This window comes from Cellulomonas sp. plas2 (genome assembly GCF_057221735.1).
In genome coordinates, this window is sequence record NZ_CM170155.1 from 3,276,641 (window position 1) to 3,291,399 (window position 14,759).

The 14,759-nt window shown below is 76.7% G+C and carries 12 protein-coding genes; 7 read left to right on the forward strand and 5 right to left on the reverse strand.

Features of this window, described 5'->3' with window-relative positions:
* Nucleotides 1–134: 134 nt before the first annotated feature.
* A complete protein-coding gene (locus AC2TDM_RS14605; protein ID WP_484635122.1) occupies nt 135–3,932 on the reverse strand; it encodes an RCC1 domain-containing protein in 3,798 nt (1,265 codons plus the stop codon).
* 175 nt (nt 3,933–4,107) lie between these two features.
* On the opposite strand from AC2TDM_RS14605, the gene AC2TDM_RS14610 reads away from it, so the two are divergent.
* The 7 genes from AC2TDM_RS14610 (at nt 4,108) to AC2TDM_RS14640 (ending at nt 11,052) form a co-directional block, all read left to right on the forward strand.
* Nucleotides 4,108–6,237, forward strand: coding sequence for a TPM domain-containing protein (locus tag AC2TDM_RS14610; protein WP_484635123.1), 2,130 nt, complete (start codon nt 4,108–4,110; stop codon nt 6,235–6,237).
* A gap of 155 nt (nt 6,238–6,392) precedes the next feature.
* Nucleotides 6,393–7,154, forward strand: coding sequence for a PspA/IM30 family protein (locus AC2TDM_RS14615; protein ID WP_090031037.1), 762 nt, complete (start codon nt 6,393–6,395; stop codon nt 7,152–7,154).
* Between the two features lie 99 nt (nt 7,155–7,253).
* Nucleotides 7,254–7,982, forward strand: coding sequence for a response regulator transcription factor (locus AC2TDM_RS14620; protein WP_090031038.1), 729 nt, complete (start codon nt 7,254–7,256; stop codon nt 7,980–7,982).
* Nucleotides 7,979–9,469 (forward strand): sensor histidine kinase, encoded by a 1,491-nt coding sequence (locus tag AC2TDM_RS14625; RefSeq protein ID WP_090031039.1) that lies wholly within the window; start codon nt 7,979–7,981, stop codon nt 9,467–9,469. Before AC2TDM_RS14620 ends, AC2TDM_RS14625 begins: the two co-directional genes overlap by 4 nt.
* A gap of 54 nt (nt 9,470–9,523) precedes the next feature.
* A complete protein-coding gene (locus AC2TDM_RS14630; protein ID WP_090031040.1) occupies nt 9,524–10,234 on the forward strand; it encodes an HD domain-containing protein in 711 nt (236 codons plus the stop codon).
* A 135-nt stretch (nt 10,235–10,369) separates the two neighbouring features.
* The gene (locus tag AC2TDM_RS14635) at nt 10,370–10,660 is read left to right on the forward strand and encodes a WXG100 family type VII secretion target (protein WP_090031041.1); all 291 of its coding nucleotides are present in this window, start codon (nt 10,370–10,372) and stop codon (nt 10,658–10,660) included.
* Nucleotides 10,661–10,758: 98 nt separating this feature from the next.
* The gene (locus AC2TDM_RS14640) at nt 10,759–11,052 is read left to right on the forward strand and encodes a DUF4031 domain-containing protein (protein WP_090031042.1); all 294 of its coding nucleotides are present in this window, start codon (nt 10,759–10,761) and stop codon (nt 11,050–11,052) included.
* On the opposite strand, the gene AC2TDM_RS14645 is transcribed toward AC2TDM_RS14640, so the two are convergent.
* The 4 genes from AC2TDM_RS14645 to AC2TDM_RS14660 all read right to left on the reverse strand — a co-directional run bounded on the left by AC2TDM_RS14645 (nt 11,049) and on the right by AC2TDM_RS14660 (nt 14,669).
* Complete coding sequence (locus AC2TDM_RS14645) at nt 11,049–11,462, reverse strand: hypothetical protein (RefSeq protein WP_090031043.1); 414 nt, start codon at nt 11,460–11,462, stop codon at nt 11,049–11,051. The genes AC2TDM_RS14640 and AC2TDM_RS14645 overlap by 4 nt on opposite strands.
* Nucleotides 11,463–11,697: 235 nt before the next feature.
* The gene (groL, locus tag AC2TDM_RS14650; RefSeq protein WP_090031044.1) at nt 11,698–13,323 is read right to left on the reverse strand and encodes a chaperonin GroEL; all 1,626 of its coding nucleotides are present in this window, start codon (nt 13,321–13,323) and stop codon (nt 11,698–11,700) included.
* A gap of 289 nt (nt 13,324–13,612) precedes the next feature.
* Nucleotides 13,613–13,816, reverse strand: a complete 204-nt coding sequence (locus tag AC2TDM_RS14655) for a cold-shock protein (protein ID WP_090031045.1) — start codon at nt 13,814–13,816, stop codon at nt 13,613–13,615.
* Between the two features lie 145 nt (nt 13,817–13,961).
* Nucleotides 13,962–14,669 carry a LytR C-terminal domain-containing protein gene (locus AC2TDM_RS14660; RefSeq protein ID WP_484635124.1) on the reverse strand — a complete coding sequence of 236 codons (708 nt, stop codon included), beginning with the start codon at nt 14,667–14,669 and terminating at the stop codon, nt 13,962–13,964.
* Between the last annotated feature and the right edge of the window lie 90 nt (nt 14,670–14,759).

Consider the following 14,759-nt stretch of genomic DNA (forward strand, 5'->3'; position numbering starts at 1 on the left):
CCGAGCGGGTGAGAAGCACACCCGGACGGGTGAAACCGCGGCGCACGTCTCAGCGCCGGGCCCGCAGGCCCGACGCCGCGGGAGCCGGAGGGCGAGCGCAGGACGCGAGCAGAGGACGCGAGCCGAGGACTGCGTCAGGGGGCGGTGACGGTGAAGGCCCGCAGCGACCGGCTCGTCGGGCCCGGGGTGCCGTCGGCGTAGGCGGTGGTCACCCGGACGTCCACCGTGCCGGCCGGCAGCGCGGGCGTCAGCACGGACACCCGTGCGGGGCCCGCCGCGGTCAGCCCGGTAGCCGCCACCGTCCCCAGGACGACGCCGGTCACCGTGACGGGCTGCGCGGCCCGGACCGGGGTGGAGAACTCGACGGGGCCGCCGATCGCCCCCTCCGGCGGCCCGTCCGGCGGCCAGTCCCAGCGGACCCCGTCGGCCGTCACGCCCGTGGCCTCCGTGCCGTCACCGCGCCCGCCCACGGTGACCCACGTCAGCCGGGGCGGCACGACCTCGCGGATCGGCGCGGGTCGGGCCGTGCCCCAGGCCCACAGCACCCCGTCGGTGCCGAGGGCCCGCACGGACGTCCGCCCGCCGGGGACGGGGGTCGTCAGCGCGATCACCCGGACGCCGACGCCGTCGGGCAGGTCCAGGGCGGACCGGACCGGCACGGTGCTGTCCCCCAGCACCTCGTCCCGGCCGAGCCGGCCGTCGTCGCGCCCCCAGCCCCACACGGACCCGTCCGACGCGACGAGGAGGGTGTAGCCGTCGCCCGCCTCCACCGCGAGCGCCCGCACACCCGCCGCCAGCGCTGGCCGCACCCGCACGGGGACAGGCTGGTCCCCGGCGTCGCCGCCGTCGCCGAGCTGCCCGACGTCGTCGGCGCCCCAGGTCCACACGGACCCGTCCGTGGCGACGACCGCGCCGGCGTCCGTGCCGGCCGTCACGTCGCGGATGCGCACACCGGTGGGCAGGGCGAGCGCCAGCCGGACGGGCGTCCGGACGGTGGCGGACTCGACGACCGACCCCAGCCGGGACCGCGTCTGGGTGCCCCACGCCCAGAGGCTGCCGTCGCCCGCGGCCACCGCCACCCAGGTGTAGCCCGCGCTGATCCCCGTCGCCCGCCGACCTCCCGGCAGCGGCACGGCCGTCGGCACGGCGTCGACGTCCAGCACGGACGTGCCGAAGCCGGGTTCCGCGCCGGTCAGGCCCCACCGCCACACCGTCCCGTCCGACGCGAGCGCCACCGACCCGTAGGGACCGGCCTCGAGGGCGGTCACGCGGACACCGGCGGGCAGGGCCAGCCGCACGGGACGCGGCACGTCCCGCGAGGGCGTGGAGCACGCGCCGATCTCGAACCGCTCGTCGCCCGGCACCCAGACGCCGCCGTCGCCGAGCTGGCAGTACTGGTTGTCGCCCCAGGCGTAGACGGTGCCGTCGCCCGCGAGCGCGAGGGTGTGGTCCGGGCCGGCGACGACCGTGCGCCAGGCGCCGCCCGGGACGTCGACCGTGACCCGGGTGCCGCCCGTCGGCGGGCCGCTGCGGGGCGACACCCCCGGGGCAGCGGCCCCGGCGGCCACGACGACGACCGAGAAGGAGGCCTCCGAGGAGCCGAACGGCGAGGTGACCCGCAGCGTGTACGCCCACGTGCCGGCGCCCGTCGGCGTCCCCGCCACCGTCCGCGCGGCCGTGTCCAGCCGCAGGCCGGGCGGCAGGGCCCCGGCGACCAGCGCGAACGTCGTCGCGCCCTGGCCGCTCGTCGTCAGCGCGTGCCGGTAGGCCGTGCCGACCGTGCCCGACGCGGGCACGGAGGTGATCCGCGGGACGTCGCCGGCCGTGAACGTCCAGGTCGTGGTGGCCGAGCCCCAGTCGTCGACGACGCGCACCGTCGCGGTGCTGGTGCCCGCGGCGGTGGCGGTGCCCGTGACCGCGCCGGTCCGCGCGTCGAGGACCAGGCCCGGCGGCAGCGCGCCCGCCACGACGGCGAAGGCGGGCGCACCGGTCGCGGTCACCGCCGGCACCCAGGCGTAGGGCGTCCCGACCGTGACCAGCGACGGCTGCCCCGAGGTCCAGACGGGGTTCGTCCCGCGGTAGGTGTACGCGCCCGCGTGCCGGGTCACCGGGCCCGGGGAGCCGTCGGCCAGGGTCGTCCGCAGCACCACGTCGACCGTCCCGGCGGCGTGCTCCGGCGTCACGGCGACGGCGCGCGCGACGTCGACCGGGCGCACCCCGGTCGCCGGCACGCCGCCGAGCTCCACCGCCGCCGGCACCACGGGTACCCGGGTGCGCACGGGCGTCGCGCGGTCCGTCGTCGTCCCGTCCCCGAGCGCGCCCGACCGGTTGCCGCCCCAGCCCCACGCCTCCCCCGCCGGCGTGCGGACGAGCACGGTGTCGAACCCGGCCGCGACGGCGCCCGCGGCCACTCCGGCCGGCAGCGGGACCGGGGCCGGCGTCGCGGCCGCCACGTCGCCACCCGGCCGCCACCGACGCACGGCGCCGTCCGAGGAGAGCGCGAGCACCTCCCCGGTGCCGAGCACCTCGGTGGCGGTCAGCGCGACCCCGGGCGGCAGGGCCGGCACGGTCCGGACCGCCGGTGCGCTGCCGAGCGACCACACCGCGCCGTCCGTGCCGCGCACGACGAGCAGCGGGGCGTCGCGGTACCCGAGGGGGAGGTCGACCTCGGCCGCGGCCACGGGCAGCGGCACGCGCACGGGCCCGCGGGACAGGTCCAGCACGGTCCCGTCCGGGGCCAGGAGCGGGGTGCTGCCGCCCCACGCCCAGACCGACCCGTCCGCGGCGCGGACGGCCGTGCGGTCCTCCGTCGTCGCGACCTGCGTGACCCGCACCCCGCCCGGCAGCGGCAGCGGTGCCGGGACGGGCCGCCTGCCGTCGCCGGGGACACCCGTCTCCCCGGCGTAGCCGTAGCCCCACGTCCACAGGCCGCCGTCGGACGTGCGGACGACGGACGAGGTGCGACCGCCGTCGACCTCCACCGCCCGCACGCCGGCCGCCAGGCCCGGCAGGTCGACCCGCACGGGCCGGAAGAGGATGAGGTCGCCGTCGGGCACGAGGGCACCGCTGTCGTTCCAGCCCCAGACCCAGACGGAGCCGTCCGTGGCCACGGCGCGGGCGGCTCCCGTGCTGCCCTGCACCTCGACCGGCGTGACGCCCGGGGGCAGCGCGAGCGGCACCACGCCGGGCGTCGTCGTGACCCCCTCGGAGGAGACGATGTCGTTGTAGGGGTACTCGTCGCCGAACCGCCAGGTGCCGCCGGCGCCCCGCTCGCCGCGGCTGCCGTCCCCCCAGGACCACAGCGTGCCGTCCTCCGTGAGGCCGTACCCGGTGCCGACGCCGAGGGACACCTGCATGAAGCGGGCGCCGGGGACGTCGACGAGGACGGACGCCCCGCCGCCGATCCGGCCCGCCGCCGGCTCCACGCCGCCCGGGGCGCGGCCCGCGTCCGCCACGCGCAGCGTGACGCGCAGGTCGGCCGAGGCGGCCGCCGCCGCCGACGTGGCCGTGACCGTGACCGTCCGGGCCCCCGCGGCCCTCGGCACGCCCGAGACCACGCCGGTCGCCGCATCGAGGACGAGGCCCGCGGGCAGGGAGCCCGCCGTCACCGCGAAGCGCTCGTCGGCGGCGCCGGCGGCGTCCAGGTCCACGCGGTAGGGCTCGCCGACGCGGCCCGTCCCGGGCAGCGGGGTCGTCGCGTCGAAGCGGAGGCCGGCCGGGGGGTCGGCCGCGACCGCGCCCGGGGCGCCGGTCGTCAGCGCGAGCGTCGCGACGAAGGCGGCGACGACCCCGCCGACGAGGACCGGAGCCGGCCGGGCGAGCGCCGGGCGTCGCCGGGGTCCCCCGTCGCGCCACCGGCCGCCCGTCGCCCCGCCCCTGCGCGTGCGCCCGCCCGCCACCCCGGGGACCCCGTGACCCGTGCCGACACCCATGTCGCCCGCCCCCGCCCGCTCGGCCCTGAGCGGACCGTAGCGCTCCGGTGTGACCCACGTCACCCCTTCGGGTGGTCGAGCGCGCGCGACGGCTCGCGCTCGCGTCCGCTCCCGGCGGAACCGGGCGCCGTCCCTTTCCGTTGTGCGGGTGCCCGGTCTGAGAAAGGATCGACCCGTGTCACCCGCCCGTCGTCGCACGTCCCGCCCGTTCCTCCTCCTGACGACGAGCGCGCTCGCGCTCGCGCTGCTCGGACCGGCGGGGGCCGCGACGGCGGCGCCTGCGCCCGCCGCCCTGCCGGCCGCGGACCCGGTCGCCGTCTCGGCCGACCTCACCGACGAGGCGGGCGTGGTCGCCGACCCCGCCGCCGTGCAGGACGCCCTGGACCAGCTCGCGGCGGACACGCCGTACCAGCTCTACGCCGTGTTCGTCGACGACTTCGGCGGGGCCGACCCCGTCGCGTGGGCGCAGGAGACGGCCGCGCTGTCGACCCTGGGCGAGGACGACCTCCTGCTCGTCGTCGCGACGGAAACCCGGCGGTACGCGCTGGCCCCGCAGGAGCCGGCGGGCGAGATCGAGCGGGCCGAGATCGACGTCGTGCAGGCCCAGGTCGAGGACCAGCTGTCGGTCGAGGACTGGGACGCCGCGGTCATCACCGCCGCCACGCGGCTCGACGAGGCGGCGCAGGGGGACATCGCCGGGGGCGGTGGGCTCGGCTTCGGCGGGCTGCTGGTCGGCGGCCTCGTCGTCATCGGCGGGATCTACGCGGTGACCCGGCTGGGCTCGCGCCGCAGGGCCGGCGCGGGTGCCGGCGCGGGTGCCGACGCAGGTGCCGGCGCGGGCACGGGTGCGCCGCCGGCCCCTGCGGCCGCCCCGGGCGGCGACGGGCTGGACGCCCTGCCGACGGAGGACCTCGACGCGCGCTCGTCGTCGGCGCTGGTCCGGATCGACGACGCGCTGCGGACCTCCGAGCAGGAGCTCGGGTTCGCGCAGGCGCAGTTCGGCCCCGACGCGACGCGGGAGTTCGAGACGACTCTGGCGCGCGCCAAGGAGCGGGTGACCGAGGCGTTCCGCCTGCGGCAGACGCTGGACGACGACATCCCGGACACCCCCGAGGAGGTCCGCAGCCGGGCGCTGGCCATCCTGCGGACCTGCCGCGGCGTCGCGGCGGACCTCGACGCGCAGAAGGAGGGCTTCGACCGGCTCCGGGACGTGCAGTCCCGCGTCGGCGACGCGCTGGACGCGCACGAGCGGACGGTGCGGGCCCTGCACGGCCGGGTCGACCCGGCCCGCGCGACCCTGGCGGCCCTGTCCGCCCGCCACCCCGCCACCGCGCTGGCGTCCGTGGCGCACAACCCGGACCAGGCGCGCCTGCTGCTCGACGAGACGGCGACGACGATCGCCTCCGGGCGGGAGGCCGTCGCCCGCGAGGACCGGGCCGCCGCGGTGGCGTACGCGCAGGCCGCCGAGGAGGCCCTCGACCAGGTCACCACGCTGCTCGACGCCGTCGACCGGGCGGGCGCCGACCTCGCCGCGGCCGGCTCGCGCCTCGAGGCGGGCATCGCGAGCATCCGCGCGGACCTGGCCGACGCCGAGCGCCTCGCCGGTCCGCGCGACACCGCGGTCGGCGCCCGCGCCGCCGACGCGCGCGCCGCGGTGGAGGTCGCGGAGGCCGCGCGGCGCGGGTCGGGCGACCCCATCGCCGCCCTCCAGGGCCTGACCGACGCGGAGGCCGCGCTCGACGAGGCGCTGGCGCCCCGGCGGGAGGCGCGCGAGACGTCCGCCCGCGCCCGGGCGCAGGCCGTCGAGACGCTCACCCGGCTCGACGCCGCGCTGCAGGGCGTCGGCGACTACGTGCAGACCCGCCGTGGGGTCGTCGGGCCCGAGGCGCGCACCCGCCTCGCGGAGGCCCAGCGCCTGCGCCGGCGCGCCGCGGACGGCCTGGACACGGACCCCGCCGCCGCCCTGTCGGCCGCGCGCGCCGCGGAGGAGCGGGTGCACCAGGCGGCCACGCTCGCCCAGGAGGACGTGCGCCGCGCGGAGGAGCGCGAGGACGAGATGGCGATGGGTGGTGGGTACGGCGGCGGCTACGGCGGCTACGGCCGGCCCCGCGGCCGCGGGCGCGGCTACGGCGGTGGCGGGGGCTTCGGCGGCGTCGGCGGCATGGTCCTCGGCGGCATCCTGCTCGACTCGATCCTGCGCGGGGGCGGCGGGTTCGGAGGCGGGGGCGGCTGGGGCGGCGGCGACGGCGGCGGATTCGACGGCGGGGGCGGCTTCGGCGACGGGGGCGTCGGCGGAGGCTTCTGACCCCGCGGCCCGCAGCATGAGGCAGCACCCGGCGGCGCCGGCCGGCACGGGCACCACGAGGCACGACCACGCACCACCTGGCACGGGCCGGCACCGACCGGCGACGACGGGCGACCCGCGACCGCGGGCGCACGGCACGAGGAGGAGACGCAGGGATGACCGAGAAGCAGAGCATCTTCGGGCGCATCGCCCAGCTCGGGCGCGCCAACATCAACGCGCTGATCGACCAGGCCGAGGACCCGCAGAAGATGCTCGACCAGCTCGTGCGGGACTTCACGAACTCCATCGCGGAGGCCGAGAAGGCGGTCGCACAGACGATCGGCAACCTGCGCCTGGCGGAGCAGGACCACGCCGAGGACGTGCGGGCCTCGCGCGAGTGGGGCCAGAAGGCCCTCGCCGCCTCACAGCGTGCCGACCAGTACCGCGCTCAGGGCGACGCCGGCAACGCCGACAAGTTCGACAACCTCGCCAAGGTGGCCCTCGGCAAGCAGATCACCGCCGAGAGCGAGGCCCGCGAGGCCGAGCCCGTCATCGCCGCGCAGCGCGAGACGGTGGACAAGCTCAAGACCGGCCTGGCCACGATGAAGGACAAGCTGGGCCAGCTCAAGACCCGTCGCGACACCCTCGTCGCCCGGCAGCGCTCCGCCCAGGCCCAGCAGACCGTCCAGACGGCCATCTCCTCCATCAACGTCCTGGACCCGACGAGCGAGCTGGCGCGCTTCGAGGACAAGGTCCGCCGCGAGGAGGCCCTCGCGCTCGGCCAGTCCGAGGTCGCCGCGTCGTCGCTGGACGCGCAGTTCGCCGAGCTCGAGACGTCCTCGGAGCAGATCGAGATCGAGGCCCGGCTCGCCGCGCTCAAGCAGGGCCAGCTCGGCGCGGGCCCGTCGGCCCAGCCGGCGCAGATCGAGCAGTACTGAGCGCCCAGTACTGAGGGACGCGGACGCGCCGCCCGCACGGGCGGCGCGTCCGCAGGCTGCTCCCAGGCGGCTCCCAGACACCCCTCGCACACTGGGGGCATGAGCACCAGCGCCGCCCCGTCCGAGGCCCGTCTCCTCGTCGTGGACGACGAGCCCAACATCCGCGAGCTGCTGGCGACGTCGCTGCGGTTCGCCGGCTTCGAGGTGCACGCGGCGGCCGACGGCGGCGCCGCGCTGCGCCTGGCGCGCGAGACCGAGCCGGACCTCGTCGTCCTCGACGTCATGCTGCCCGACATGGACGGCTTCACCGTCACCCGGCGCATGCGGGAGAAGGGCCAGCACGTCCCCGTCCTGTTCCTCACGGCCCGCGACGACACGGCGGACAAGGTGCAGGGCCTGACGGTGGGCGGCGACGACTACGTCACCAAGCCGTTCAGCCTCGAGGAGGTCGTGGCCCGCATCCGCGCCATCCTGCGCCGCACGCGCCCCGGGGGCGACGAGGGCCAGGACGTCCTGCGCTACGCGGACCTCGAGCTCGACGACGACTCGCACGAGGTGCGCCGCGCGGGCGTGCCCGTCGAGCTGTCGCCGACGGAGTTCAAGCTGCTGCGGTACCTCATGCTCAACCCGGGCCGCGTGCTCTCCAAGGCGCAGATCCTCGACCACGTCTGGCAGTACGACTGGGGCGGGGACGCCAACATCGTCGAGTCCTACATCTCCTACCTGCGCCGCAAGATCGACCAGGTGACCGACCCCGCCGGCCACCGGCTCCCGCCGCTCATCCACACCCGGCGCGGGGTCGGGTACCTGCTGCGCGAGCAGCCGTGACGCAGGTCCTCCCCCGGCTGCGCGCGCGCTGGGACGAGGTCCCGCTGCGCGTGCGGCTCGTGGCGCTCGTCGTCGTCCTGCTGCTGGTCGGCCTGTCGTTGGCCGGTGCCGTGAGCTCCTTCCTGCTGGCGCGCACGCTGGCGGGGCAGGTCGACGACAAGCTGCAGTCCGAGGGCGGCCGGCTGGCCGAGACGGCCTGGCGCAACGCCGTGGCGAGCTCGTCGGGTATCGGGGGCAGCACGGGCCTGCCGACGGACTACTGCGTGTGGGTGTCGGTGCCCGGGTACCTGCCGGTCTACTTCCGCTCCTCGTCGGCGGAGGAGTACGGCACGCCGGACCTGCCGACGCTGACGGCCGAGCAGGCGACCGCCCGCGCGGGCGAGCCCTTCACCATCCGCTCGGACCACGCCGGGTCGACGTGGCGCGCGGTGGCCTACCCCGTCGTCTCCGGCGGGGCGGACGTCGGCACGGTCGTCGTCGCCCTGCCGCTCGGGGAGGCCAAGGCGACGGCCGACACGATGCTGCTGGCGGTGCTGCTCAGCGGCGTGTCGATCGTCGTGCTGGGCGCGCTCGTCGGGGGCTGGGCCGTCCAGCGGTCGCTGCGGCCCCTGCGCGACATCGAGGCGACCGCCGCCGCCATCGCCGCGGGTGACCTGTCCCGCCGCGTGCCGACCGCGCCCCCGGGCACCGAGGTGGGGCGGCTCGGCGGCGCGCTGAACGGCATGCTCGGCCAGATCGAGCGCGCCTTCGACGCCCGGACGGCCTCCGAGGCCCGGATGCGGCGGTTCGTCGCCGACGCCTCCCACGAGCTGCGCACCCCGCTGGCCGCGATCCGCGGCTACGGCGAGCTGTACCGGATGGGCGCCATCACGCGGCCCGAGCAGCTCGAGGACACGATGCGCCGCATCGAGGGGTCGGCCACGCGGATGGGCACGCTGGTGGAGGACCTGCTGTCGCTCGCCCGGCTCGACGAGCAGCGTGAGCTGGCGCGCGCGCCCGTGGACCTCACGGTGCTGGCCGCGGACGCGCTCGCGGACCTGCACGCCCTCGACCCCGCCCGGCCGGTGCGCATCCTCGCGCTGCCGGAGGGCGCCCCGTCGGGCCCCTGCGTGGTGCTGGGCGACGAGGTGCGGCTGCGCCAGGTGCTGGCCAACCTCGTCGGGAACGTCGTGCAGCACACGCCGGCCGGCGTCCCGGTCGAGCTCGCCGTGGGCACCGACCCGGCGCTCCCCGGGGCCGGGGTGCTCGAGGTGCGCGACCACGGGCCGGGCATCCCGCCCGAGCACGCGGCCCGCGTCTTCGAGCGGTTCTACCGCGTCGACGCCTCCCGCGGCCGGGCGTCGGGCGGGGCGGGGCTCGGGATGGCCATCGTCGCCGCGATCGTCGAGGCGCACGGTGGCACGGTCGGCCTGCAGCCGACGCCCGGCGGCGGCACGACCGTCCGGGTGGTCCTGCCCACGCCTCCCCCCGGCGAGGCGGCCGGCTGAGGCTACGATGGCACGTCCGAAGATCGACCGCCGTCCTGCAGAGGTTGCTCCACCATGGGCGTCCACGACGCACCCGCCTGGCTGCTGACCGCCTTCGTCCGCAGCACCCAGGAGGCCGGAGCCACCGCCCCGGTCGAGGAGGTCCGCCGCCGGGGCGAGGAGCTCCTGGCCCGCTGGTCCGACCCGGAGCGCACCTTCCACAACCTGCGCCACCTGGCCGACGTGCTCATGCGGGTCGACGAGCTGGCGGAGGAGACGCACGAGCCCGACCTCGTGCGCCTGGCCGCCTGGTACCACGGCGCCGTCTTCGACGCGGGCTGGAAGCGCGACGCGCAGCGCCGCGGCGGCGAGGACGAGCACGCCAGCGCGCTGCTGGCGCAGCAGGAGCTGCTCGCGCTCGGCGTGCCCGAGAAGCGGGCGCAGCGCGTCCACGACCTCGTGGCGACGCTGTGGCGGCACGCGCCCGACCCCGCCGACGTCGACTGCTCGGTGCTGTGCGACGCAGACCTGGCGATGCTCGCCGCCGAGCCGCAGCGGTACAAGACGTACGTGCAGGCGCTGCGGGCGGAGTACGCCCACGTGCCCACGGAGGACTTCCTGCGCGCCCGCCTGCGCATCGTGCACAAGCTGCTCGAGCGGCCGCGCCTGTTCGCGAGCCCGCTCGGCGCCGGGTGGGAGGAGCCCGCGCGGCAGAACCTCGCCGCCGAGGAGCAGCGCCTGCGCAAGGAGCTCGACGCGCTCCTCGCGCAGCCCGCGCAGGCCTGAGCCGTCCCCAGCCCGCGCCGGGCGCCCGGCGCACACCCGTTCCCCGGCGTCCCGACCGACGGCAGCCCTGCCCGCCTAGCGTCCGGCGGTGCGCGGCCGCCCGGCCGTGCGACGGACGAGGGGACGGAGCACGGCATGAGCCGGTACGAGGTGGACAGCGAGGCGCTGGCGGCGTCGGCGGCGCGGGTCGCGGGGATCACGGAGGGGTTGCGCGCGCAGGCCGAGGCGCTGCGGCGGGAGCTGGCGACGCTGGAGGGGTCGTGGCGCGGGGCCGCGGCCGCCGCCTGCGCCGAGGCCGTCACCACCTGGGCCGGGGCGCACGCGGCGCTGCAGGACAGCCTGGCACGGATCGAGGCGGCGCTGGGCAGCGCCGCCCGCACCTACGGCGACGCGGACGCCTACGCCGCGCGCCTCTTCGCGGGCTGACGAGTCCGCCGGCCGGGTCGACCCGCCCGCCGACCGCGGCGCCGGCACACCCGCTGATCGGCGCGCCGGCGGGCGGGCGACCTGCCTACGCTGCCGGGATGAGCGTGCTCGTCGACCCGCCGCTGTGGCCGCGGCACGGCACGCTCTGGTCGCACGTCGTCAGCGACGCGTCGCTGGCGGAGCTGCACGCCTTCGCGGAGCGCGCCGGGCTGCCGCGGCGGGCCTTCGACCGCGACCACTACGACGTCCCCGCCGAGCGCTGGGACGAGCTCGTCGGGTTGGGAGCCCTGCCGGTCGGGACGCGCGAGCTCGTGCGGCGCCTGCGGGCCTCCGGCCTGCGCGTGCCGGCGCGTGACCGCCGGCCGCTCGAGCGTCCCGGGTCGGGGCGCTAGCCCTCCACCTCCGTCGCGTCGTCGTCGCCCCGCGCCCGCGCCACCCGCTCGCCCCAGGCCGTCTCCAGGCTCTCGAGCACCAGGTAGACGATGCCCGCCACGAACGGCGCAACCAGCCACACCGTGACGTGCGACGTCGCGCGGGCGAGCAGCCAGGCCGCACCGAGACCGCCGAGCACCGACAGGACGTTCATGCTCGTCCCGAGCGCCAGGACGCGCGTGCGGTGCTGCGGCATGGCGGTCCGGAAGCCGCGGGAGAGCACGGCCTCGAGCACCGTGAAGGACAGGGACGCCCCCACGGCGTACAGCACGATCCGGATGGTGTCCGGCGAGCCCTCCTCGGCCTGCAGCAGGCCGAACGTCACGGTCACCAGGATCGAGAAGCCGAAGGTGGTGCTCTCGCGTCCCACGGTGCTCCGCAGCGCCCGCCCGACAGGGCCGCCGCTGGGAGCTCGGCTGCCGTCGCCCATGGCCTCCCCGCCCGTCGTCCCGCGCTCGTCGACCCACGCCCCCCGACCGGTGCCGCCTCCTCATCCCACCACCGACGACGACGGGCCGCCCACCCGGAGGTGGACGGCCCGTCGTGCTGGTCGTGCTGGTGTCAGGCGCCGCCACCGGCGCCCGTCACCGCGGGGACCGGTCGGCTCAGAAGCCGCCGCCGAAGTCCTCGCCACCGCCGGGCGCGGCCGGGGCGGCCTTCTCCGGCTTGTCGGCCACGACGGCCTCGGTGGTGAGGAAGAGCGCGGCGATCGAGGCCGCGTTCTGCAGCGCGGAGCGCGTGACCTTGACCGGGTCGTTGACGCCCGCGGCCAGCAGGTCCTCGTACTCGTTGGTCGCGGCGTTGAGGCCGTGGCCGGTCGGCAGGTTGCGGACCTTCTCCGCCACGACGCCGCCCTCGAGCCCGGCGTTGATCGCGATCTGCTTGAGCGGCGCCTCGATGCCGAGCTTGACGATCGCGGCACCGGTGGCCTCGTCACCCTCGAGCTCGAGCTTCTCGAACGCGAGCTTGCCGGCCTGGATGAGGGCCACGCCACCACCGGCGACGATGCCCTCCTCGACGGCGGCCTTCGCGTTGCGGACGGCGTCCTCGATGCGGTGCTTGCGCTCCTTGAGCTCCACCTCGGTGGCCGCACCCGCCTTGATGACGGCCACGCCGCCGGCGAGCTTGGCGAGGCGCTCCTGCAGCTTCTCGCGGTCGTAGTCCGAGTCGGAGTTCTCGATCTCGGCACGGATCTGGTTGACGCGGCCGGCGATCTGCGCCGCGTCGCCCGCACCCTCGACGATCGTCGTCTCGTCCTTCGTCACGACGATCTTGCGCGCCGTGCCGAGGACCTCGAGGCCCACCGTGTCGAGCTTGAGGCCGACGGTCTCGGAGACGACCTGGCCGCCCGTGAGGATGGCCATGTCCTGCAGCATCGCCTTGCGGCGGTCGCCGAAGCCCGGGGCCTTGACGGACACGGACTTGAAGGTGCCGCGGATCTTGTTGACGACGAGCGTGGCCAGGGCCTCGCCCTCGACGTCCTCGGCGACGATGAACAGCGGCTTGCCGGCCTGGATGACCTTCTCCAGCAGCGGCAGCAGGTCCTTGACGTTCGAGATCTTGGACTCGACGAGCAGGACGTACGCGTCCTCGAGGACCGCCTCCTGGCGCTCCGGGTCGGTCACGAAGTACGCCGACAGGAAGCCCTTGTCGAAGCGCATGCCCTCCGTGAGCTCGAGCTCCAGGCCGAGGGCGTTGGACTCCTCGACCGTGATGACGCCCTCCTTGCCCACCTTGTCGAGGGCCTCGGCGATGAGGTCGCCGATCGCCTGGTCGCCGGCGGAGATGGCGGCCGTGGCGGCGATCTCCTCCTTCGTCTCGACCTCCTTGGCCTGCGCCAGGAGCTGCGTCGTGACGGCCTCGACGGCCTTCTCGATGCCCTTCTTCAGGGCGATGGGGTTGGCGCCGGCCGCGACGTTACGCAGCCCCTCGCGCACGAGCGCCTGGGCGAGCACGGTGGCGGTGGTGGTGCCGTCACCCGCGACGTCGTCCGTCTTCTTGGCGACCTCCTTGACGAGCTCCGCACCGATCTTCTCGTACGGGTCCTCGAGGTCGATCTCCTTGGCGATGGAGACGCCGTCGTTGGTGATCGTCGGCGCGCCCCACTTCTTGTCGAGCACGACGTTGCGGCCCTTCGGGCCGAGGGTGACCTTCACGGTGTCGGCCAGGGTGTTCAGACCCCGCTCGATGCCGCGACGGGCCTCCTCGTTGAAGGCAATGATCTTGGCCATGGGGCTATCGATCCTTCGCTGGGTTCCTGGGTCGGCCGGTCGGTGCCCGCGACGGACGGACCCCCGCCCGCGGTCACGTCCCGCGGCCGGGCGCCCTCACCTGGCGGCCGGTGGTTCTGTCACTCTCCACCGGAGAGTGCTAGGTCAATGGTTAGCACTCGACCCCTGCGAGTGCAAGCGACCGACCCACCACCGGACGCGCCACGGGCCGCGACCCGTGGGGTCGCGGCCCGTGTCTCACGCGTAGGGTGCCCGTCGTCCCGGCCGGAAGACCGGAGGTCGGCCGGGGTCAGACGGGGCGCACCTGCTCCGCCTGCGGGCCCTTCGTGCCCTGCCCGACCTCGAAGTCGACCTCCTGGCCCTCCTCGAGCGACCGGTAGCCGTCCACCTGGATGGCGCTGTAGTGGACGAACAGGTCCTGCCCCCCGCCGGCCGGGGTGATGAAGCCGTACCCCTTCTCGGCGTTGAACCACTTCACCGTGCCTTGCGCCATGCCCGTGCTCCTCGCGTCGTGCTCGCGTCGTCCCTCCGACGCTCCCGCCGCGCCGGTGCCCAGACAGTAGTGGGACATATCGCCCGCGCGACAGACCCCGGACGGACCCCGTGAGCGGGTCCCGGCGAGGGCTGCGTCACGTCCGTCAGGACGGGTCGGACAGCAGCACCACGACGACGTCGCCGCCGGCCGTGGCCGCGTCGAGCGCCACCGCGTCGACGCCGAGCGTCGAGGCGACGAGGGCCGCCGTCGCCGCCTGGTCGTCCGTGGAGTAGAGGACCGTGCTCGCGGACAGCCCGCCGCGCGAGCGGTTGCCCGAGGTGACGTCCGTGAAGCCCGCGTCCTCCAGGCGGTCCGCCTGCCGGCCGGCCAGCCCGGTGATGCCGGTGGCGTTGAGGACCTGCACGGTCGTCGACAGGTCGGGCTGCGGCGCGGGCGGCTCCGTCGGTGTCGGCGAGGGCGCCGGCTCCGTCGGCACCGCCTCCGTCGGCGTGGCCGCGGGGTCCGCTGCCGGCTCGGACGCGGCGGGGTCGGCGGCGCCGTCGGTAGCACCGTCGGTAGCACCGTCGGTGCCCTCGTCGGCGCTCCCTCCCGTGGCGCCCTCGTCGGTCGCACCCTCGTCGGCCGTCGAGGTGACGCCCGGGACGAGGCCGGGCAGCGCCGTCGGCGTGCCGGAGCTGAACTGCCAGGACACGAGCGCGACCGCCAGCGCCGCGAGCACGAGGGCCGTCACGAGGAAGGGCGCCCATCGGACGAGCGCCGGGCGAGGGGCGCGGTGGGCGCCGCGGGGGCCGTCGGGGTCCGGCGCGGCGTCGAACTCGTCCTCGGGGTACGGGTAGCCGGCCGTGCTCACGGCGGACAACCTAACCGCTCGCCCCCCGCCGCCCGCGCAGGCGCCGCCGGTGCGGCCGACCCCCGTCGCTGCCGAGTCGCTGCCGAGATC

Excerpts from the sequence above, each read along its gene's own strand:
- AC2TDM_RS14630 (WP_090031040.1), top strand. The coding sequence starts at position 9,524 with ATGGGCGTCCACGACGCACCCGCCTGGCTGCTGACCGCCTTCGTCCGC.
- groL (WP_090031044.1), bottom strand. The coding sequence starts at position 13,323 with ATGGCCAAGATCATTGCCTTCAACGAGGAGGCCCGTCGCGGCATCGAG.
- AC2TDM_RS14655 (WP_090031045.1), bottom strand. The coding sequence starts at position 13,816 with ATGGCGCAAGGCACGGTGAAGTGGTTCAACGCCGAGAAGGGGTACGGC.
- AC2TDM_RS14640 (WP_090031042.1), top strand. The coding sequence starts at position 10,759 with ATGAGCGTGCTCGTCGACCCGCCGCTGTGGCCGCGGCACGGCACGCTC.
- AC2TDM_RS14620 (WP_090031038.1), top strand. The coding sequence starts at position 7,254 with ATGAGCACCAGCGCCGCCCCGTCCGAGGCCCGTCTCCTCGTCGTGGAC.
- AC2TDM_RS14615 (WP_090031037.1), top strand. The coding sequence starts at position 6,393 with ATGACCGAGAAGCAGAGCATCTTCGGGCGCATCGCCCAGCTCGGGCGC.
- AC2TDM_RS14605 (WP_484635122.1), bottom strand. The coding sequence starts at position 3,932 with ATGGGTGTCGGCACGGGTCACGGGGTCCCCGGGGTGGCGGGCGGGCGC.
- AC2TDM_RS14635 (WP_090031041.1), top strand. The coding sequence starts at position 10,370 with ATGAGCCGGTACGAGGTGGACAGCGAGGCGCTGGCGGCGTCGGCGGCG.